The organism is Pseudomonas sp. GL-B-19 (assembly GCF_019956415.1).
Classification (GTDB): Bacteria; Pseudomonadota; Gammaproteobacteria; order Pseudomonadales; family Pseudomonadaceae; genus Aquipseudomonas.
Window position 1 is genome coordinate 1 of the sequence record NZ_JAHBDK010000044.1, and the last position, 17,116, is coordinate 17,116.

Sequence of the window (17,116 nt, forward strand, 5' to 3'; positions counted from 1 at the left end):
GGGTTTTGAGGGGGGATGAGGTCACTGAATATTGAAAATTTGAGCCTTGTAGGAATGTAGTCACCGTCCTAGGAAACTTCCCGCAACTCGTATCGACTTTCATGAACTGGCGGAAGCGGTTCTGCGTCGATAGCCTTCAGATGTCGCTACAAAACAGCGATCGGCTTTGACAGGCTAAAAAGTGTAACCTTTCACTCCTCCTGACCGGGCGGCATGCTCACGCGCATGCAATCTTGTTATGGCGGCTGTGCGCGGGGCATCTTCGGGTGCACCGGGTTCTCACACTTCCGGTCTGTCAACCCGCGTACAGCTGCCACCCGATCCTGTTTGACAGCAGGGGATTGGTAGCTCTTATCAATAGTGTGAGGAAACTCAAAATGAAAAAAATCACTCCAAATCCACCCGAATCTGCGGCACTTCAAGATGCAGACACTCCCGATTTGACCCAACTCTCTGATACCACCGAAAGCACCGTCAGCGCTCGCCTGCGCCACCCAAAACGCCCCGATCCCATCAGCCACGTTTTCACCCTCCTCCCCGACATCGACTCCCCCACCCTGCTCGCTCACGCCTGCGAAACCCTCGCTTCGCTGAACGTCATGACCACCGACCTCGCCTGTGAACTCGAAGGCTCGCGCCGTAATGCAGCTTTGGCAATTCAGCAGTTGAGCGTACTCGCCGAGCTGTTAGTGAACCGCGCCCTGGACAACCTCGACCCGCCAGATGGGCTACCTGAGGTTCCATCCACCAGCCAACACTGAATGGTCGCGTTTGTTTACCCAATGGAGGGTTTTTCATGGATCGATACATGCCTATCACCGGCATCGACTGCACCATCGCGTCGTTGCTGATCGACACCGAAGCACCGCTGGACGTATTGCACGAAACCGCGGCTTACCGCATCCGTACCGCGACCCAATTGCTGGAGAGCATCGCGTTTGGCGAGGGTGTTCACAGCGAACTGGCGCGGGTACTGGTGACTTCGCTACGCGATGGCTGCGATTTGATGGATGTCGTCGGTCGACGATTGCCGGCACAGGTTTAGACGATGTAACGAAATGGCTGTAGCTCATCAATAACGAAAGCACCTGACGAAAACATCGCAGGTGCTTTTTTGGTTTCAACTCAGCAGATCGTTTCCAGCCAACAGACTCAGCTCACTCCTGGTCATCTTGCGGGCGAATTAAAGGACAGGCTCATCGGAAATTTCCTTCAAACCTTAACGACTCTGAGCTGATTGTGCCGATCAACCTTTAGACCTACGCTGAACCAACAAAGTGGCTGTTCGTCCACGACCGGTTGCTTGAGATCGTCCTTCCCACCAGAATCACTTCGCCGAACCACCTGCTGACAAGGAGGCCACATTGCTAACGATCAAACTGCCTAGCCGCCTTGTCGGTATTGGCTTATACACACCGGCAGAAGCCTCCCTTTACACGGGGATTCCGGCTGCCGATATTCGCCGGTGGCTATTTGGATATACCGCGCATGGTGTTCAATATCCGGGAATTTGGAACTCAGAACTGTCTGACTTGAATGAGGGCGTTCTTGGCTTTCATGACCTCCTGGAAATTCGTTTCGTCCATGCCTTCCGCCAGCACGGTGTCAGCCTGCAAGCCATCCGCAATGCCTCACAGCAAGCAAAAGAACTGTTTAACCAAGCCTATCCATTTACCTGCAAACGTTTTCAAACCGACGGCCGAAGCATTTTCGCCACCGTCCTGAGTGAAACAGGGGATGAGTCCCTTCTGGATCTGATAAAGCGTCAATATGCCTTCGAGCAGGTAATTAAACCTTCTCTATACGAGGGCATTGACTACACGGAATCAGAGGCGGCTCAGCGTTGGTACCCCGTCAAAAGCAGTAAAGCCATCGTTCTGGACCCATCTCGAAATTTTGGCAAACCCGTTCTCACAGCTGCGGGAATCGATACGGCGACGATTTTTAGCGCTTATAAAACAGAGGGAAAAGACACCAAACGGGTGGCACTTCTCTATGAAATTTCTACGGCAGCCGTTGAAGCCGCGGTGCACTTTGAGCAAAGGAACGCCGCTTGAACTTCTTGCTGGATAATAACCTTCCTCCCGCATTGGCCCGTGCATTGAATGAGTTGACTAAAGTAGAAGGCCATTCGGTATTGCCACTGCGAGATAAATTTCCGCAAAACACCACCGACGTTGACTGGATTTCAGTGCTGAGTAACGAAGGCGGCTGGGCGGTAATCTCACAAGATAAATTTACAAAGGGCGATATAGAAAAACGAGCGTTTCGCGAATCTGGACTACCCGTTTTTTGCCTGGCCAAGCATTGGGGAAATGAGTCCTATTGGAACAAGGCTCATAACTTGGTGCGTTGGTGGCCTGCAATCACCGCTCAAGCGAATCTGATCAGAGGCGGTGCCACGATCCGCGTACCGTGGAAGTTTCCTGCCCATGGGAAATTTGATCAGATAAAGATTTAACGCTCGCCATTCGCTTAAATGATTGCCGTTGAGAAGCCTCCTCGCCCCCTTTCACTCCTAGAAACAGCTTACCCAAACGTCAGCACAAATGGCGCAGCCGCTCGTTGAATGGCACTAGCAACATGAGGGGCCCGTTCTCGATGCTGCGGATAGCGGTCAAGCACGACCTCCAGCGCCGCTAACAATTTCTGGATACGCGCTCTCGGCTGTTCGATCTCACACGTTTGTGCAAACTCCAGTAAGCCTTGGCGGGAGGCAAACAGTGACTTGTTACCCACCAGATCCAGAGCCAAAACATCTTCCGGGATATAGGCCGTGGTGTTGACGATATCGTAGGCCGGTGCCAGATGTGCATCACGCTGCGTAGGCTCCGAGTAAAGCAGGCCAAAGTTTTTCAGGTGAGCGTCACCGTTTCCAACAATGCAGCTCAAGGCGACGCTATCGAAGAGTTGATCGAGAGAGGATCGCTGGTGTTTTGCCGGACAAAAAAGCCGTACCACCTTAGCAATGGCCGCGTAACTTTTACTGTATTTCTGATCGGCCGAAAGCCCCATCAATGCTGCCATGTCCTCGAAACCAATCGGGTTTAGCTGATCGTCTCGGTCAAAGCGTCGCATGACAAACAACTGCGCGTTATCAGACAGAAAAAACTCCGGGACAGGAATACCCGCTTCCTTGGCAATGGACATGCAAAGAAACTCATTGAGCGCCAGCCCAGGGAACTCCTCCCGACCACTTTTGATGATCAAATCAGAGGTTTTCGAGGTGACTCGCGGCAAATCAGTTTCCTGCTGTTCAGGTACCAACACCTTGGGCTGAACACCTGAAATGCCTGCGCGAAGAATGTAACGATCAAGCAGGTCAGCGAAGATATCTTCGGTACCGTCCCACGTCAGAATCTCTTCGAGCTTTTCCCCTGGAAACCGCTGTTCAGCAAGTAAAATATCGACCGTTTCGGAGCGTACCTGGACCCGTCCAATGGGCGAACTGCTACCGGAAAGCGCCAGCAATAGCATTGGGTCGACATTAACGGTTTTAGCCAAACGATTACGCAATTGCTCCAGGACATAACCTTCCGGCAGGTTCATCTGGAAAATCGGATGCAAGTCGCGTCGACGGAACTCGTCTGGTCGCACAGGCATCGACAAGCTGATCGCCATGGCAGGCAATGCATCTTCGTCATAACGAAACAGGAAATCCTCGGCACTGGTAAGGACTCTGCCGCTATTGCCCTCTGGGGTGCTGACGCTGAGAGAAGTCATTTTCATTCGAACAGATCCCCAAGCTCTTCAAGTGTCGGCATCGCCGCCGGAATGACCGATAGCTCACAATCCAGCGCAGCTAGAATTCGCGCAAAAGCGATCATCCCGACGCTAAGGGTGCCTTTTTCTACCGCAATGACTTTATGTCGTGTCAGCCCCGCGAGTTCGGCGAGCTGGACTTGCGTCAGGCCACGATTAATACGTTTTTCGCGTATTTGCTTGCCAAGACGGGAGATGATCAGCGAGTAATCCATGTGCCGCTACCGTAACATTTATAGCCAAATGTATCGCATACATAACATTCAAGCTAATCAGAATTGCTGGTTCCGGATTTTCTTGCTTATTTGCCTCCCCCAACACTCCCCTTCATCAGTCACCCCATCACCGATCAAACCCTTCGCATAACCACCCAACCCCCTTCTACACTCAGTTCGAATTCACCTCAAAACGCCAACCAAAAAGAGCCCCCATGACCACCCTCGAAGACCGTTTGAAGCAAGGCAAGGATGCTCGCAAAAACTGCTCGCGCAGTGCTCAGGCGGTCATGGGTAAAGTAACGCGTGATCCGCTGCCGCTGATCAAGCGGTCCAGTGAGGGCCGGATCAAGTCGCTGGTCGAGTTACGGTATGGCCGCATGCTCGTGTCGCCGTTCGCCTTCTATCGCGGTAACGCCTTGCTGCAAGCCCATGATCTAGCCGCCACACCCGACATGGGTCTGGTATCGACGATCTGTGGCGATTGCCATCTGATGAATTTCGGCGGTTTTGCCACACCCGAGCGCAATCTGCTGTTCAGCGTGAATGACTTCGACGAAGCCCACCCCGGCCCCTGGGAATGGGACCTGAAACGCCTGGTGGCGAGTTTCATGGTGGCGGCCCGGGACCTGCGCCACGGCGAGACGGTGGAAGAAACCGTCTGCCGCCAAGTGGTGGGCGCCTATCAGGAAACCATGCTGGAGTGCGCCCAACAAAGCGAGCTGGATAACTGGTACGAGTCCATCAGTTACGATGACTTGCTCAAGCAGGCGAGCAAAAGCACGCTGGAGCATGTGGAGCGCGCCATCGAAAAAGCCGAACGGCGTACGCATGCCGAACTGCTGCCGAAAATCAGCGAACGTCACGCGAAAGGTCATCTGGTCATTCGCGATGATCTGCCGGAAATTTTCCACTTGCACAAAAACACCACTCTGCTGGATGCCGACGATGACTGGCTGCGCCTTTCGGACTGGCGCCCGCTGTACGACACGTTCATGAGCGACTACCGAACCACGCTGCAAGCTGACCGTCGTGAGTTACTGTCACGTTTTCACGTTCACGACATGGCGTTCAAAGTGGTGGGCGTAGGCAGTGTCGGCACGCGTTGCCTGGTGGCGTTGCTAACGGATGAACAGGAATTCCCACTGTTCCTGCAATTCAAGGAAGCACGGCGTTCGGTGCTCGCCGATTACGTGAAGGCGAAATCACGTGTTCGACATAACGGTCAGCGAGTGGTCGATGGTCAGCGGCTGATGCAATCGGCCAGTGATCTGTTCCTTGGCTGGACCACCGGTCCCGGCGGTCGACACTTTTACGTGCGCCAGTTGCGCGACATGAAGATTTCGGCCGAACTGGAAACCTTCGACGCCGAAGCGTTTGCGGCCTACGCACGCTTGTGTGGCCGCGCCCTCGCCCGCGCCCATGCCAAATCATCCGGGCACGCCTCGCAGATCAGCGGGTACATCGGCAAGAGCGATGCATTGGCGCAGGCGCTGGTCAAGTATGCCAAAAGCTATACCGACCAGAATGACCACGACTACGAGAGATTCCAACAAGCCTGCCGCAAGGGCCAGTTACGCGCGCGTTCGGAGGCTGACTTTGCGGCGGATCATTTGCCGTAAACGCACTGGCCGCGGGCGTTCATCTACATGAACTTTTCTTCACCCCGTTGCGGTTCAACAATCGGTACATTGCTCTCGCTCATTCAAGAAACTACAGTTTGCCCGCCTTCCCGCGGGCTTTTTTTTGCCTGAAAGAATGGTCAACGTTTCACTGGCTGTTTTTCACACGGGGGGCAGGTGGTGCAGCGTCCAACGTGGCGGTCAGGTCCGGTGATACCGAACCTGCCGCGACGCTGAAAGTGCTCAAGACAATGAGGCTGGGGCGACAGGCTTACTACGTTGTGAATCTGTAACGGCGTTCGGTTGCCCAGCCTTTTTCAGCACCGGCACGTCCAGCCTTGCCCGCCCGTAAAACGCCAGGGCCGTCAGCAAGCACGCCAGCCAGACAAAGATCCCGGCCCAGAGGGTGTGGGACATGTAGTGCCAGCCTTGCAGAACGCGTGTTGTGCCATAGATGAAACCGAGCAGCAACGAGCCCCACAGCACGGCTTTGGAATAGCGCCATTGGTAGCGGCGCGCAACAAAGTACAGCGCGAGCATGGTGAACCCGCCCGACGCATGCCCACCCGGCCAGCAGCGACCGTCGCCGGCTTCACGGAACAGCTGGAAGTTGTTGTACCACTCCATGTGGGCAATCTTGCCACCGTAGATAGTCGTTTCAATCGGGCAGTACACGCTGGTGTGCGCCTTGAGGAAATGGATCACGCCGGTGCAAACGGCAAACGCCACCACCACAAAGATAAAGTCACGGCGATGGTCATAGGTAAACCGCAGCACGGGGGCGGCTTTGATCCGCTCCAGAAATTGACCGATACATGGGCGCTTTTGCGGGTTGACCAGTGGCCAGACAAACGAAAGCAACATGCCGATCAAGGCGATTTCAGCGGTCCAGTTGGGAATGATGCGTGCCCACTTGTGGGTGACTTTCTCGAAGAGGTGAACCTGGTCGAGCGGGAAGGTCTGGGTGACCGGATCAAAAAAAAGATTGTTGAAGGCGATGTCGATGGTGGTCATGTCGAACATCAGGAAAACCGCGGCCGCGCAGGCTAGCGCAATACCGAAGTTCACCCAGTAAAAGCGGTGTCGGGAAAAATTCAGCATTGTATGTCCTGATCCAGAGGAAAATTCATTCGGTGGTCACCGTGTGCCAGTCGGAGGCGTCAATGAAGCCCAGCATGTGTGCCGCTTGAGGCGTTGGCGCGGTGATAAACAACGAGGCGCCGTAACCCAGAGTTGAGGTTGGCAACTTGAGGTCCTTTTCGAGTTGCGTCATGCATTCACTGTGGGTCACCAAAATCAGATTGCGGCCCGCTACTTTATGCGCCAAAGCATCACGCAACATAGTGCCCTTGCAACTGATTAGCCAGTCCTCACCGACGCTTGCCTTGCTGAACATAAAATTGGCGGTCTGCACAGCACGCAGGATCGGGCTGTTGTAAATGTCAGCCTTGCTCAGCCCGAGGCGCTGGAACTGCGCGCCCACACTGGCCGCGACGCTTCGGGAGCGCTCGGTGATGCCATCGCTGCCCGCCAGGCAAGGGGCCGGGGAGTGATCGCAACGTTCGACATGGCGAACCAGCACGATCATGTCGCCCTTGGCCCAGCCGTCCGCTAACGCCTTGGCGCCCGCGACATTGCCATGGGCCAGGTCCGGCACGGCGGCGGGTTGCAACAGCCATACCGTCAACGGGATCACCAACAGCGCAGAAGCCAATACCACCGCCACATTGCGTGTGCGGGCATAGCGGCTCAAATCAATCGAGCGTTTTATCCCGAGTAGATTCAGTCGTAATTCCACATCAAGCCGCCTCGCCGGCACGTACCGCTCTCATTAAATCCTGAGAGTAGCGAGGTGTGCGTCGGCAACCGGTGAACGTAATGTGAAAAAAAGCTTAAACCCGCGCAAAGTCTTGTTACAGGTTCCGCCCTACAAAATCCTTTCAGCTCTCGCAAATGCGGCCGATACAGACCTGCTACCTACCTTGCTGGCTCCCAAAAACAACAATCTTCCAGCCAATCGATGATCAAGAAGCTCAACGTTCCTGGAGGAATTGATGAATAACTGGTTCGGCAATATCAGCGTGAACATGAAACTGGGCCTGGGATTCGGCCTGGTCCTGGCTCTGACCTGCATCCTGGCCCTGACGGGCTGGACGAGCCTGGGCAGCTTGATTGACCGCAGCAACTGGATGAACGACATCACCCAGCTCAACGCCGGCCTGACCAAGCTACGTGTGGTGCGCCTGCAATACATGCTGACCAATGGCGACGAAACAGCTGCGCAGAATGTACAGACCACACTCGACGCCTTCTCTGCTCAGCAACAAGCATTGCTGTCGACATTCAAGAGCCCGGAAAACCTCAAGCTGCTTAAAGAGCAAGGCACCGTCATTGCGGCGTACCAGACCTCGCTGAACAAAATGCGCAGCGCCTACCGCACCGGCAACAGCGCCCGCGACACCATGGGCGCCAATGCTGAAACCGCCAGCTCGCTGATCGAAGCCATCAGCAGCCGCGTGCAGCAAATGCCACTGAGCGATCAGCGCTTCGAGCAATTCCAGGCCATCACCGCCGCCAAGGAAGCGTTCATCCTGGCCCGCTACGAAGTGCGCGGCTACACCGCCACCACCAACGCCGAGACCGAGCAAAAAGCCGTCGGCCAACTGGACGCGGCGATTGCCAGCCTCAAACCACTCAACACGCAGTTCGCCGAGACTCAGCAAGACGCCTTGCGTCAGCTGGAAACCGCGCTGGTCAACTACCGCAGCGCCTTGCAGTCGTATAAAGCGGCCAACGCCGATGCAGTGCAAGCGCGCAAGGAGATGACCGACCAGGGAGCCGCCATCGTGACACTGAGCGATCAGCTGTATCAGATTCAGCTCGACCGCCGCGACGCCGAGAGCGCCCAGGCCCGCACTCTGCAATTGATCAGCACCGTGCTCGCGTTGCTGGTCGGCGTAATTGCCGCTGTGATCATCACCCGTCAAATCACCGGCCCGATTCGCGACACCTTGGCCGTGGTGGACCGCATCGCCAGCGGCGACCTGTCTCACGACGTCAAAGTCACTCGCCGTGACGAACTGGGTGTGTTGCAGCAAGGTATCGCGCGCATGGGCGTGACCCTGCGCGACCTGATCAGCGGCATCCGCGACGGCGTCACCCAGATCGCCAGCGCGGCTGAAGAGTTGTCCGCCGTGACCGAGCAAACCAGCGCTGGCGTAAACAGCCAGAAGGTCGAGACCGATCAGGTCGCCACCGCCATGCACGAAATGACTGCCACCGTGCAGGAAGTCGCGCGCAACGCCGAAGAAGCCTCACAAGCCGCTGCTGCCGCAGACGGTGAAGCTCGTGAAGGCGACAAAGTGGTCAACGAAGCCATCGCCCAGATCGAACGCCTGGCCAGCGAAGTGGTGCGTTCCACCGAAGCCATGAGCGTGCTGCAAAAGGAAAGCGACAAGATCGGTAGCGTGATGGACGTGATCAAAGCCGTCGCCGAGCAGACCAACTTGCTGGCGCTCAACGCCGCGATTGAAGCCGCGCGTGCCGGTGAAGCCGGACGTGGTTTTGCGGTGGTGGCTGATGAGGTTCGTGGTTTGGCCCAACGCACGCAGAAATCCACCGAAGAAATCGAAGGCCTGGTGGCCGCTCTACAGAACGGCACGCAGCAAGTGTCGGCGGTGATGAACAACAGCCGCACCCTTACGGACAGCAGCGTCGCGCTGACCCGCAAGGCGGGTGTTTCACTGGAAAACATCACCCGGACGGTGTCCAACATTCAGTCGATGAACCAGCAGATCGCCGCCGCTGCCGAACAGCAAAGCGCCGTGGCCGAAGAGATCAGCCGCAGCATCATCAACGTGCGCGACGTGTCCGAACAGACCGCCGCCGCCAGCGACGAAACTGCTGCGTCCAGTGTTGAACTGGCACGGTTGGGTAATCAGTTGCAGATGATGGTCAGCCATTTCCGCGTTTGATGTCGTATCAGCGCTGAGTCAACGTTCCAATCGCGAGCAGGCTCGCTCCCACAGGTACCGTGATTAATCTGTGGGAGCGAGCCTGCTCGCGAATGCGATCTACCTGCCTGCGAAGATGCTCAGGCCTCCCACGGATTGATCACCTCAACCCCGGAAAACTCGAAGTCCCGAACATTGCGGGTGGCTATCGAAGCCCCATGGCTTCGGCAAATAGCGGCAATTTGCGCATCTGCCATTGAAACCGATCGCCCCTTTGCTTCAGCACCTGCAGCCAGCGTCGCGTATTCGACGGCGGCATGAGCGTCAAATGGGAAAATCCTGCCGGCAAAGTCCTCTTCGAACATGGCCATCGCATGAGACTCCAGTTTCTGTTTGCGCTTGCCAAACGGGAGTCGCGCGATACCGTGAAGAATTTCCGCCACGGTAATTGCGCTGATTGCCAGATCCATCGCCGGTTGAGCATCGACCCAATCCAACACATTTGCATCGGGCTCGACTCGCATGAACTCAGAAAGAACATTGGTATCGAGCACTATCATTCGGAGAAATCCACCGCGGTCGCTTTATCCTGCCGCGAAGGCAGATTGAGCTCTATCCCGCCGCTCGTAGAGAAACGCTGGCGGATCCGGCTACCCAGACCTCCAGCGCGATCAATCGTAGCCAATGCCCGCCCCAGAATCAGCCGAGCCTCTTCTTCCATGGAATGTCCGTTATGAGCAGCTGTGATACGTAACTGCTCCTTGAGTTGATCATCGAGGTTTCGAATAGTGATGCTGGCCATGATGCCTCCTGCAATCAATGAAATCATTGATTGAGGCTAGCACATTCTGTCTTGTCAAAACCTGACAAACTGCCAAGCGGCCAATGGCACCACTCACCGCGTCCCGCGCTGGCGCAATGCCGACGGCATGAAATACGCGTCTTCCGGCACCGGTTGGGCGAAGTCCACGGTGGCCGGCTCTTCGTTGTCCAGGTTCTGTACGTAGTAACGACGCGCCTGCAAGTCATGGAAAACGTCCAGCGCACTCCAGGTGGTGGGCAGGTCGTAGAAGTTTTTCAGATAGGCCATCGACACCCGCCACAACTCCCCTCGCCCGTCATATTGATCCACCAATGCGGCGCCCCAACTGTCCTCGTCCAGAAATAGCACGCGCTTGGAATAGATATGCCGCGAGCCCGGCTTGAGCGTGCCTTCGACCACCCAGACCCGATGTAGCTCATAACGGGTGAATTGTGGGTTGAGGTGACCCGGTGTGAGCAACTGCGCGTACTTCACCTCCGGGCTACCGAGTTTATAGTTGTTGTAGGGAATGTAGACCTCTTGCTTGCCCTTGAGCTTCCAGTCGTAGCGGTCTGGCGAGCCGTTGAACAGGTCGGTATCGTCCGCCGTGCGCAGGCCGTCGGATGAGGCGATCGGCGTGTCATACGCAAGGTTCGGCGCCCGGCGCACACGGCGTTGGCCGGCGTCGTAGACCCAGGCCTGACGCGGGTCCTTGAGCTGGTCCAGGGTCTCATGAATCAACGCCGCACCACCGGCCAGTCGGGCCGGGCTCTTCACGAACGCCAAGTAGTAAAACAGGATGTTTTTCAAGTCGACAAACTGCCCGCCCGGGCGGTAATAGTTGAAGAGCCCCTCCTGCTGCGAGGTCACGAGCGCGAAGCTGCCGTTGCGCTGTACCGGCGCTTCGGAAGCACGACGGACCACATAGATGCCGCGATAACGGGTGATGTGGTTCCACAGCGCCTCGACCCCATCCTTGGGTACCGGGAACGGCACGCCGCCATAGGCATCGGCAAAACCGGTCCCGCCGTCGAGCAGCTTGGCCGAAGTCGCGTTTTTCAAGGTGTTGTCATACAGCCACTGCGGCGCCGAGCCCGAACGACGGCTGGTGTACACCGGCATCTGGAAGGTCTCGGGGTAGCTGTTGAACAGGGCGATCTGACCCGGGCTGAGGTGGGTTTTGTACTGCTCAAGGTTGGCTTTGGTGATAGTGAACAGCGGCTTGTCCGCCGCGTACGGGTCGGGGTGATGCTGACCCGGCTTGTAGCCTGCCGGCGCCTGGGTGATACCGCCGGCCCAGGCCGGGATGGTTCCGCCGGCGTTGCCGGCACGCTCTGCCCCCAGCGGTGTCAGCGTGGTTTTCAATTGCTCGGCTTGCTGGGGCGTGATGGCGGCCAGCACGTTGCTGGCGGCCAGGCTCAAGACGAGCGCCAGCGAGATCTTGGTCAGTCGTGAAGTGTGAAACATGATCGTTCTCCGAAATACAAAAACCTGTGGGAGCGAGCCTGCTCGCGATAGCGGCGCGTCAGGCGACATCTATGCTGAATGTGCTGCCCTCATCGCGAGCAGGCTCGCTCCCACACAAGGTCTGCGTGTAGAAATCAAAGGAAGTACTTGAGGTTAAAGCCGACGTTGTCGCGATCACGCAGGCCGTTGTCCTGCCCACCGCCGTAGAATTCGGTGTATTGCAGCTCGGCCTCCAACTTATTCTGGTAGTTGGCCTTGATCCCCAAGGTGTAGGCCTTGCGACCGTCGATGGTGTTGCCCGCCTGATAGCTGTTGCCCTTGAAGTCGTCCTTGTAGACGACGTAGGGCGAGACGTTGACCCCGGCATACACGTCGTTCCAGGTGCCGTTGACCATCGCGGTGTAGCTGTAGGAGTCGCGGTTGACCTGGTCGCTGCGACGGCCGCCGGACACATAGGAAAAGTTACCGGTGCCAGCGAAGTAACGGGTACTGCCGTCATAAGCGGTGTACTGCAGGTTACTGCCGCGCAGGTGCTCGGACACCAGCTCGAACACGCCGAACATCGAGTCGAACGACAGGCGCGGACCAAAGTTGTAAATGGTGCCCAGGGAGGTGTTGAACGCTTCCACCCGCTCAGCGTTGTTGATCTGGCTGTCGAGCGTGACTTGCTGCCCGCCGATGTTGATGCTCTGACCGCCTGCCAATGCGGCAGCGCCGTTGGCCAGATCGCCGATCAGGTCATTGGTGGCGGCGACCCCTATGGGCAGGTTCGGCCGATAGGCCACTTCCCCGAACACCGACGCCTGGCCCAGGGTGGTGTTGAAACTGAAGCCGTACATGCGGATGTCTTCGGCGTAGCGACGATGAGCCTGAATATTGCCCAGCACATCCACGGTCGCCAGGCCGTTGGCCAGTTGCCCCGCCTGACTACCGGCAACACCGGTCAGCAGGTTGGTCAGGGCATTCATGTCGATGCCCTGGTACCCCCCCAGATCGGCGGAGACAGTCGGTTCCTTGGCGTGGTAGTTGACCATGTACAACCCGAACTCGGTGCTGTTGAGTTCTTCTGCGACATAGCGAAAGGCGAAACCGAACTGGCCGTCATTGCGCGCGTTGTAATCCTTGCCGACTGTTGCCACCTTGACGATATTGCCGAAGGTCGGGGTCACCCCGTTGGCATAAAGGCCGGTGGTGCTCAGGGCCTGGTTGAGCGAGGGGTTGTTGCCCAGCGCGCTGTACAGGCCAATCACGTTGCCGAAGCCAGGCACCGGGGTGTCCAGCGCGGTATCGGTAAAGTTGTTGTAGCCGGTGTTGCCGCCGTCGGCGAACAGGTCCGTTTGCGAGTAGAAAGTACCTACCGGGTCGATGCGGGTTTCCTTCCAGTTCGTCTGATAAAAGCTTTCCATGGTCAGGGTGTCGGTCAGGCCGATGTTGAAGCTCAGCGCTTCCACCGGTACCAGCACTTCCTTGACTTCGGCGCCGGGCAAACGGTACTTGGCCGCGTCCACCGGGTTGGTGGTGTTGATCCCGCCCCGGTAAAAAATTCCCTCGCCCCAGTTGAACACCTGGCGCCCCAGACGTGCCGTGACCGGCATCTGTGCGACGTCCCAGTTGCCATAGACGTAGGCGTCGAGCATCTCCACCCGGCTACCGGCGATATCGCGGGTCTGGTCAGTGAAGTGGTCGTCTTGCGGGAAACTCTGGCTCGGTTGCGACGGGTTGTTGTTGCGGTAGTAATCGTTGCGCTTGTCCATCAATTGGGTGTCATAGAACGCGGTGCCGCGCATGAACATCCCGTAGTTCTGATAGTTGGCCTCAAGCTCCGAGGTGATCTTGTACACCTCGGAAACCAGCCCGGTGTCGAAGTTGCGATTGCCGTCGTTGGTGTTGATGTCGTCGTTGTTCTTGTCCCGGCCCTGGACCCGCCACAAGCGACCATAGGACAAGGTACTGTCGAAAGAACCGGTGACCTGATTGTCCAGCACGCTGAACTCCTCGGCCTGCACGCCGTCGACCGCGCACAGTTGCAGCAGCCCTGCCAGGCCGACGCTGGGGAGCGCCGTGCCAGACAGGCGAAATCGAGTGCTCATGATCTGTTCCTCTTCCCTGGTTTTATTGTTTTTATGGTTTCGGTATGAGTGGGCAATGTTGCCGCGATGGCTATGGCGCCAACCCCGCACTGACATAAATCCGGCTGTGCGCGCCGAAATGCCCCAGCAGTTTGAACAGCTGTTGGTTAAGTACCGGATGGTCGAAGTCTTCGTGTTGCACCTGGTTACCGGCGCTGAAATCGCTGGTGATCGCAGCCGTGTCCAGCCACTGCCCGATGGCTTCATCAAACGCTGCGGACTCGTCGGCGGACTCGGCACTCACCACCTCGCGCAGGTAGTCCACCGAGTACGGTGGGTAACTGGCGTCTTGTGCGTGATAGGCATAAGCCTCGAGCATCGGATGGGCCTGGCCGGCGCGCAGCAGGCGACGAAGCCAGGTCGCCTGATATTTCTCCACTTCCATGTGCCGGGTGGCGACCCGTTCGATGGCCGCATGCTTATCGGCGTCGAAGCCGACCAACGCCTTGCTTTCCAGCAGCAGCAGGCTTGCCAGTTCGACGCCCGGCAGCGGCTTGGCGTGATAAGGCTGAGTCAGGTCCTGAACGTGGTGCAGGCCCCATCCGAGAAAACGATAGCCCCAGTAAGAATGGCCAGTGGCAAACGCCAGTCGCGCCAACCCCATGTACTGGTACGCGCGCCAGTGCGGCCAGCTGCGCTGAAGAAATCCGGCAGCGGCATACACCACCGCACTTTCATGGAAGAACCCCATATGGAACGGCGCCTGGGAGCTGTACTGAAACCGGGCATCGCCGAAAGGCTGCGGGCCGAAGCCGTACAACGCGCCCACCAAGCCTGGGTTGTCGCTGAACAGATTGATGTCGTGGCCGTAATCAGGCTCATCGGCGGCGCTGGCCAACACGGCCAGGGGCGCTACTTTTTCACCGTCAGCCACGCGGATGAAACGCTGGCGATTCCACGGCGACAGGGTCTGCTCAACCATGACTTGCTCGGCTTTCAGGTGTTCACGCTCGGGCAAATCCTTGCCCGGCAGCGGCTGGATGACCATCGCCAGATGAATCCGGGGATTGATCCGTAACGCGGTGAGGAAGTCTTGCCGCAGATTGTCCCCTGGCACGGCTGGCAGTCGCAGACTGTCGGGGCGCGACGGGTACTGGTCGAAGTGCTCACGAGCGAAGCGTTCCTGCTCGTCCAGCAGCACGGACACGGCTTGGTATTGCTGCGCGAGAAACTGCTCCAGCGGCTCGACTTCGACCTGAGGAGCGGTGCGCAAGGCCGGCAAATCCTGCAACGCCAGGTAGCTGCCGACCGTATGGTTGGACCAGCCCCACGCCATCGGCGCCGTTCCACAAAGCAGCAGGAGGAATGTCAGCTTCATTGCTTTTTGTTCTTATTGGATGAGCAGTGGGGGTTGAGCCTAACAACCGACCCTGCCCCTGACACTGTCCAATCTCACCAGAAAAGTTCTCCGATAGCGCCACGCTGCGGTACAAAAAACACCACCGCCCCTTGTGGGAGTGAGCCTGCTCGCGATAGCTGAGTGTCAGTCGACATAGGTGTCGAATGAGAGACCGCCATCGCGAGCAGGCTCACTCCCACAGGGGGGCTTTGGTGTTCTTTTAGGCGGGGTAACCGGTGATTTTGCGGATGCTTTGGTACAACGGCTTAAGCTGTCGATACATGCGCAGGTAGACCTCTTTGTACAGTCGCTCATAGATCTGCTGCGCCTCGGGTTGCGGCATGAAGACCGCACCGACCCGGGTCATGGCCGCCATCGCTGTGGGAAAATCCGCGTACAGCCCCAGCCCCACCGCGCAGCAAATGGCCGCGCCCAGACCGGACGCTTCATAGACATGCGGACGCTCGGCCGGCAAGCCGAAAATGTCGGCCGTAAGCTGCATCGCGGCATCACTCTGGGAGCCACCCCCGGCGACGCGCAAACGCTTGATGGTGACCTTCGAACGCCTCTCGATGCTCTCCATGCCCTGCCGCAAGGCATACGCCAGGCCTTCGAGGATCGCCCGGTAAATGTGCGCGCGGGTATGCACGTCGCCGAAGCCGATCATCGCGCCCTTGGCTTCCATGCCCGGCTCGCGGATACCCGGCGACCAGTAGGGTTGCAACATCAGCCCCATGGACCCCGGCGGCACGGCGTCGACCAGTGCATCGAAGAGTTGCTCAGGCTCCACGCCCAACGCTTTGGCCTGCTGCATTTCCCTCAGCCCGAACTCGTTTTTGAACCAACTGACCATCCAGTAACCGCGATAAATCATCACCTCGCAGTTGTATTGGTCCGGCACTGCAGACGGGTAAGGCGGGATCAAAGGGACGATTTCCAGGTAGCGCGACCGGGTGCTGGTGATCGTCGCTGTGGTGCCGTAGGACAGGCACACCGTGTCAGCATCGACGACACCGGAACCCACGACTTCGCAGGCTTTGTCGGCACCCGCGGCGATCAGCGGCAGCCCCTCGGGAATGCCGGTGTGGCGGCTGGCCTCGGCGCTGATGTAACCCAAGGTTTCACCGGGCTTGTGCAGGCTCGGCAGCTGCTCGGGACGCACCGCCAGCGCCTGCCATTTCCAGTCGCTGGGCGCGGCCCATTTCAGACGTTTGAAGTCGAACGGCAGGTAGCCGACGCAACAGCCCACGGAATCGACAAATTGCCCGCACAGGCGATGAGTGAGAAACCCCGAGAGCAGCAAAAACTTGTCGGTCGCCGCCCAGACTTCAGGTTGGTGGCGGGCGATCCAGTTGGCCTCGGCCTGGGCGCGGAAATAATCCACGGTGGCTTGCGCGCCGACCAGTTTGAACAGCCAGCCCCACGGCCCCTTGATCCCGCCTTCGACTTCGCTCTGGCGTTGATCGAGCCACAGGATCGCCGGACGTAGCGCCTTGCCTTGGGCATCGACATTGATCAATGTGCCGCGCTGAGTGGTCAGGGATACCCCGGCAATCTGCGAACGATCGATACCGGTTTGCTGCCACACCTGCTGGCAGGCCTCGCCCAATTTCGCCCAGTAATACTCCGGGTCCTGCTCGGCCCAGCCGGGTTGAGTCGAGTAATAGGCCTGCAACTCGACCTTGCCTTTGCCCAGCAGATTGCCCTGCAAGTCGAAGAGCAGCGCGCGCACGCTCTGGGTTCCATTGTCGATGGCCAGCAGGTAACGCTTGTTCGGGTGGTTATCCATGGAGCTCTCTTCAATGGGCATGGGTCGCGCACATTCCT

General features: G+C 57.8%; 15 protein-coding genes and 2 pseudogenes. 7 read left to right on the forward strand and 10 right to left on the reverse strand.

Annotation, left to right across the window (positions count from 1 at the left end):
* The first annotated feature begins 377 nt into the window (after positions 1-377).
* From KGB06_RS18565 to KGB06_RS18580, 4 genes are all read left to right on the forward strand, one after another.
* Positions 378-761, forward strand: coding sequence for a DUF6124 family protein (locus tag KGB06_RS18565; protein WP_223518305.1), 384 nt, complete (start codon positions 378-380; stop codon positions 759-761).
* Between the two features lie 35 nt (positions 762-796).
* A complete protein-coding gene (locus tag KGB06_RS18570; RefSeq protein WP_223518309.1) occupies positions 797-1,045 on the forward strand; it encodes a hypothetical protein in 249 nt (82 codons plus the stop codon).
* Positions 1,046-1,364: 319 nt separating this feature from the next.
* The gene (locus KGB06_RS18575) at positions 1,365-2,057 is read left to right on the forward strand and encodes a DUF433 domain-containing protein (protein ID WP_223518311.1); all 693 of its coding nucleotides are present in this window, start codon (positions 1,365-1,367) and stop codon (positions 2,055-2,057) included.
* A complete protein-coding gene (locus KGB06_RS18580; protein ID WP_223518314.1) occupies positions 2,054-2,461 on the forward strand; it encodes a hypothetical protein in 408 nt (135 codons plus the stop codon). Before KGB06_RS18575 ends, KGB06_RS18580 begins: the two co-directional genes overlap by 4 nt.
* Before the next feature lie 68 nt (positions 2,462-2,529).
* Here the strand turns inward: KGB06_RS18580 and KGB06_RS18585 are convergent, their stop codons facing one another.
* Positions 2,530-3,729: a type II toxin-antitoxin system HipA family toxin gene (locus tag KGB06_RS18585; protein WP_223518316.1), complete on the reverse strand. Its 1,200-nt coding sequence runs from the start codon at positions 3,727-3,729 to the stop codon at positions 2,530-2,532.
* Positions 3,726-3,977 (reverse strand): helix-turn-helix transcriptional regulator, encoded by a 252-nt coding sequence (locus KGB06_RS18590; protein WP_223518318.1) that lies wholly within the window; start codon positions 3,975-3,977, stop codon positions 3,726-3,728. Before KGB06_RS18590 ends, KGB06_RS18585 begins: the two co-directional genes overlap by 4 nt.
* Positions 3,978-4,192: 215 nt before the next feature.
* Here KGB06_RS18590 and KGB06_RS18595 point away from each other — a divergent pair, with 215 nt between their 5' ends.
* Positions 4,193-5,599: a DUF2252 domain-containing protein gene (locus tag KGB06_RS18595; RefSeq protein WP_223518321.1), complete on the forward strand. Its 1,407-nt coding sequence runs from the start codon at positions 4,193-4,195 to the stop codon at positions 5,597-5,599.
* A gap of 243 nt (positions 5,600-5,842) precedes the next feature.
* Here KGB06_RS18595 and KGB06_RS18600 read toward each other — a convergent pair whose 3' ends face one another.
* Together KGB06_RS18600 and KGB06_RS18605 are read right to left on the reverse strand one after the other, a co-directional pair.
* Entirely contained in the window at positions 5,843-6,700 is an 858-nt protein-coding gene (locus KGB06_RS18600) for a phosphatase PAP2 family protein (RefSeq protein WP_223518324.1), read from the reverse strand.
* Between the two features lie 25 nt (positions 6,701-6,725).
* A complete protein-coding gene (locus KGB06_RS18605; RefSeq protein ID WP_223518327.1) occupies positions 6,726-7,397 on the reverse strand; it encodes a histidine phosphatase family protein in 672 nt (223 codons plus the stop codon).
* Between the two features lie 289 nt (positions 7,398-7,686).
* Here KGB06_RS18605 and KGB06_RS30140 point away from each other — a divergent pair.
* Positions 7,687-8,667: pseudogene (locus KGB06_RS30140) on the forward strand (methyl-accepting chemotaxis protein); the annotation flags it as partial.
* Positions 8,668-8,976: 309 nt separating this feature from the next.
* Positions 8,977-9,573, forward strand: a pseudogene (locus KGB06_RS30145) (methyl-accepting chemotaxis protein); the annotation flags it as partial.
* Between the two features lie 119 nt (positions 9,574-9,692).
* On the opposite strand, the gene KGB06_RS18615 reads toward KGB06_RS30145, so the two are convergent.
* From KGB06_RS18615 to KGB06_RS18640, 6 genes are all read right to left on the reverse strand, one after another.
* Positions 9,693-10,112, reverse strand: a complete 420-nt coding sequence (locus KGB06_RS18615; protein ID WP_223518333.1) for a type II toxin-antitoxin system VapC family toxin — start codon at positions 10,110-10,112, stop codon at positions 9,693-9,695.
* Complete coding sequence (locus KGB06_RS18620) at positions 10,109-10,354, reverse strand: FitA-like ribbon-helix-helix domain-containing protein (protein ID WP_223518336.1); 246 nt, start codon at positions 10,352-10,354, stop codon at positions 10,109-10,111. Before KGB06_RS18620 ends, KGB06_RS18615 begins: the two co-directional genes overlap by 4 nt.
* A 93-nt stretch (positions 10,355-10,447) precedes the next feature.
* Positions 10,448-11,821, reverse strand: coding sequence for a DUF1329 domain-containing protein (locus KGB06_RS18625; protein ID WP_223518338.1), 1,374 nt, complete (start codon positions 11,819-11,821; stop codon positions 10,448-10,450).
* A 134-nt stretch (positions 11,822-11,955) separates the two neighbouring features.
* Entirely contained in the window at positions 11,956-13,911 is a 1,956-nt protein-coding gene (locus KGB06_RS18630; protein WP_223518348.1) for a DUF1302 domain-containing protein, read from the reverse strand.
* Positions 13,912-13,981: 70 nt separating this feature from the next.
* A complete protein-coding gene (locus KGB06_RS18635) occupies positions 13,982-15,268 on the reverse strand; it encodes a phospholipase (RefSeq protein ID WP_223518351.1) in 1,287 nt (428 codons plus the stop codon).
* Positions 15,269-15,509: 241 nt separating this feature from the next.
* Complete coding sequence (locus tag KGB06_RS18640; protein WP_223518421.1) at positions 15,510-17,078, reverse strand: FGGY-family carbohydrate kinase; 1,569 nt, start codon at positions 17,076-17,078, stop codon at positions 15,510-15,512.
* Positions 17,079-17,116: the final 38 nt, after the last annotated feature.

What these genes read in the sequence shown, in the direction of transcription:
- KGB06_RS18565 (WP_223518305.1), top strand. Translation starts at nt 378, where the DNA reads ATGAAAAAAATCACTCCAAATCCACCCGAATCTGCGGCACTTCAAGAT.
- KGB06_RS18570 (WP_223518309.1), top strand. Translation starts at nt 797, where the DNA reads ATGGATCGATACATGCCTATCACCGGCATCGACTGCACCATCGCGTCG.
- KGB06_RS18585 (WP_223518316.1), bottom strand. Translation starts at nt 3,729, where the DNA reads ATGAAAATGACTTCTCTCAGCGTCAGCACCCCAGAGGGCAATAGCGGC.
- KGB06_RS18590 (WP_223518318.1), bottom strand. Translation starts at nt 3,977, where the DNA reads ATGGATTACTCGCTGATCATCTCCCGTCTTGGCAAGCAAATACGCGAA.
- KGB06_RS18595 (WP_223518321.1), top strand. Translation starts at nt 4,193, where the DNA reads ATGACCACCCTCGAAGACCGTTTGAAGCAAGGCAAGGATGCTCGCAAA.
- KGB06_RS18600 (WP_223518324.1), bottom strand. Translation starts at nt 6,700, where the DNA reads ATGCTGAATTTTTCCCGACACCGCTTTTACTGGGTGAACTTCGGTATT.
- KGB06_RS18615 (WP_223518333.1), bottom strand. Translation starts at nt 10,112, where the DNA reads ATGATAGTGCTCGATACCAATGTTCTTTCTGAGTTCATGCGAGTCGAG.
- KGB06_RS18620 (WP_223518336.1), bottom strand. Translation starts at nt 10,354, where the DNA reads ATGGCCAGCATCACTATTCGAAACCTCGATGATCAACTCAAGGAGCAG.
- KGB06_RS18625 (WP_223518338.1), bottom strand. Translation starts at nt 11,821, where the DNA reads ATGTTTCACACTTCACGACTGACCAAGATCTCGCTGGCGCTCGTCTTG.
- KGB06_RS18630 (WP_223518348.1), bottom strand. Translation starts at nt 13,911, where the DNA reads ATGAGCACTCGATTTCGCCTGTCTGGCACGGCGCTCCCCAGCGTCGGC.
- KGB06_RS18635 (WP_223518351.1), bottom strand. Translation starts at nt 15,268, where the DNA reads ATGAAGCTGACATTCCTCCTGCTGCTTTGTGGAACGGCGCCGATGGCG.
- KGB06_RS18640 (WP_223518421.1), bottom strand. Translation starts at nt 17,078, where the DNA reads ATGGATAACCACCCGAACAAGCGTTACCTGCTGGCCATCGACAATGGA.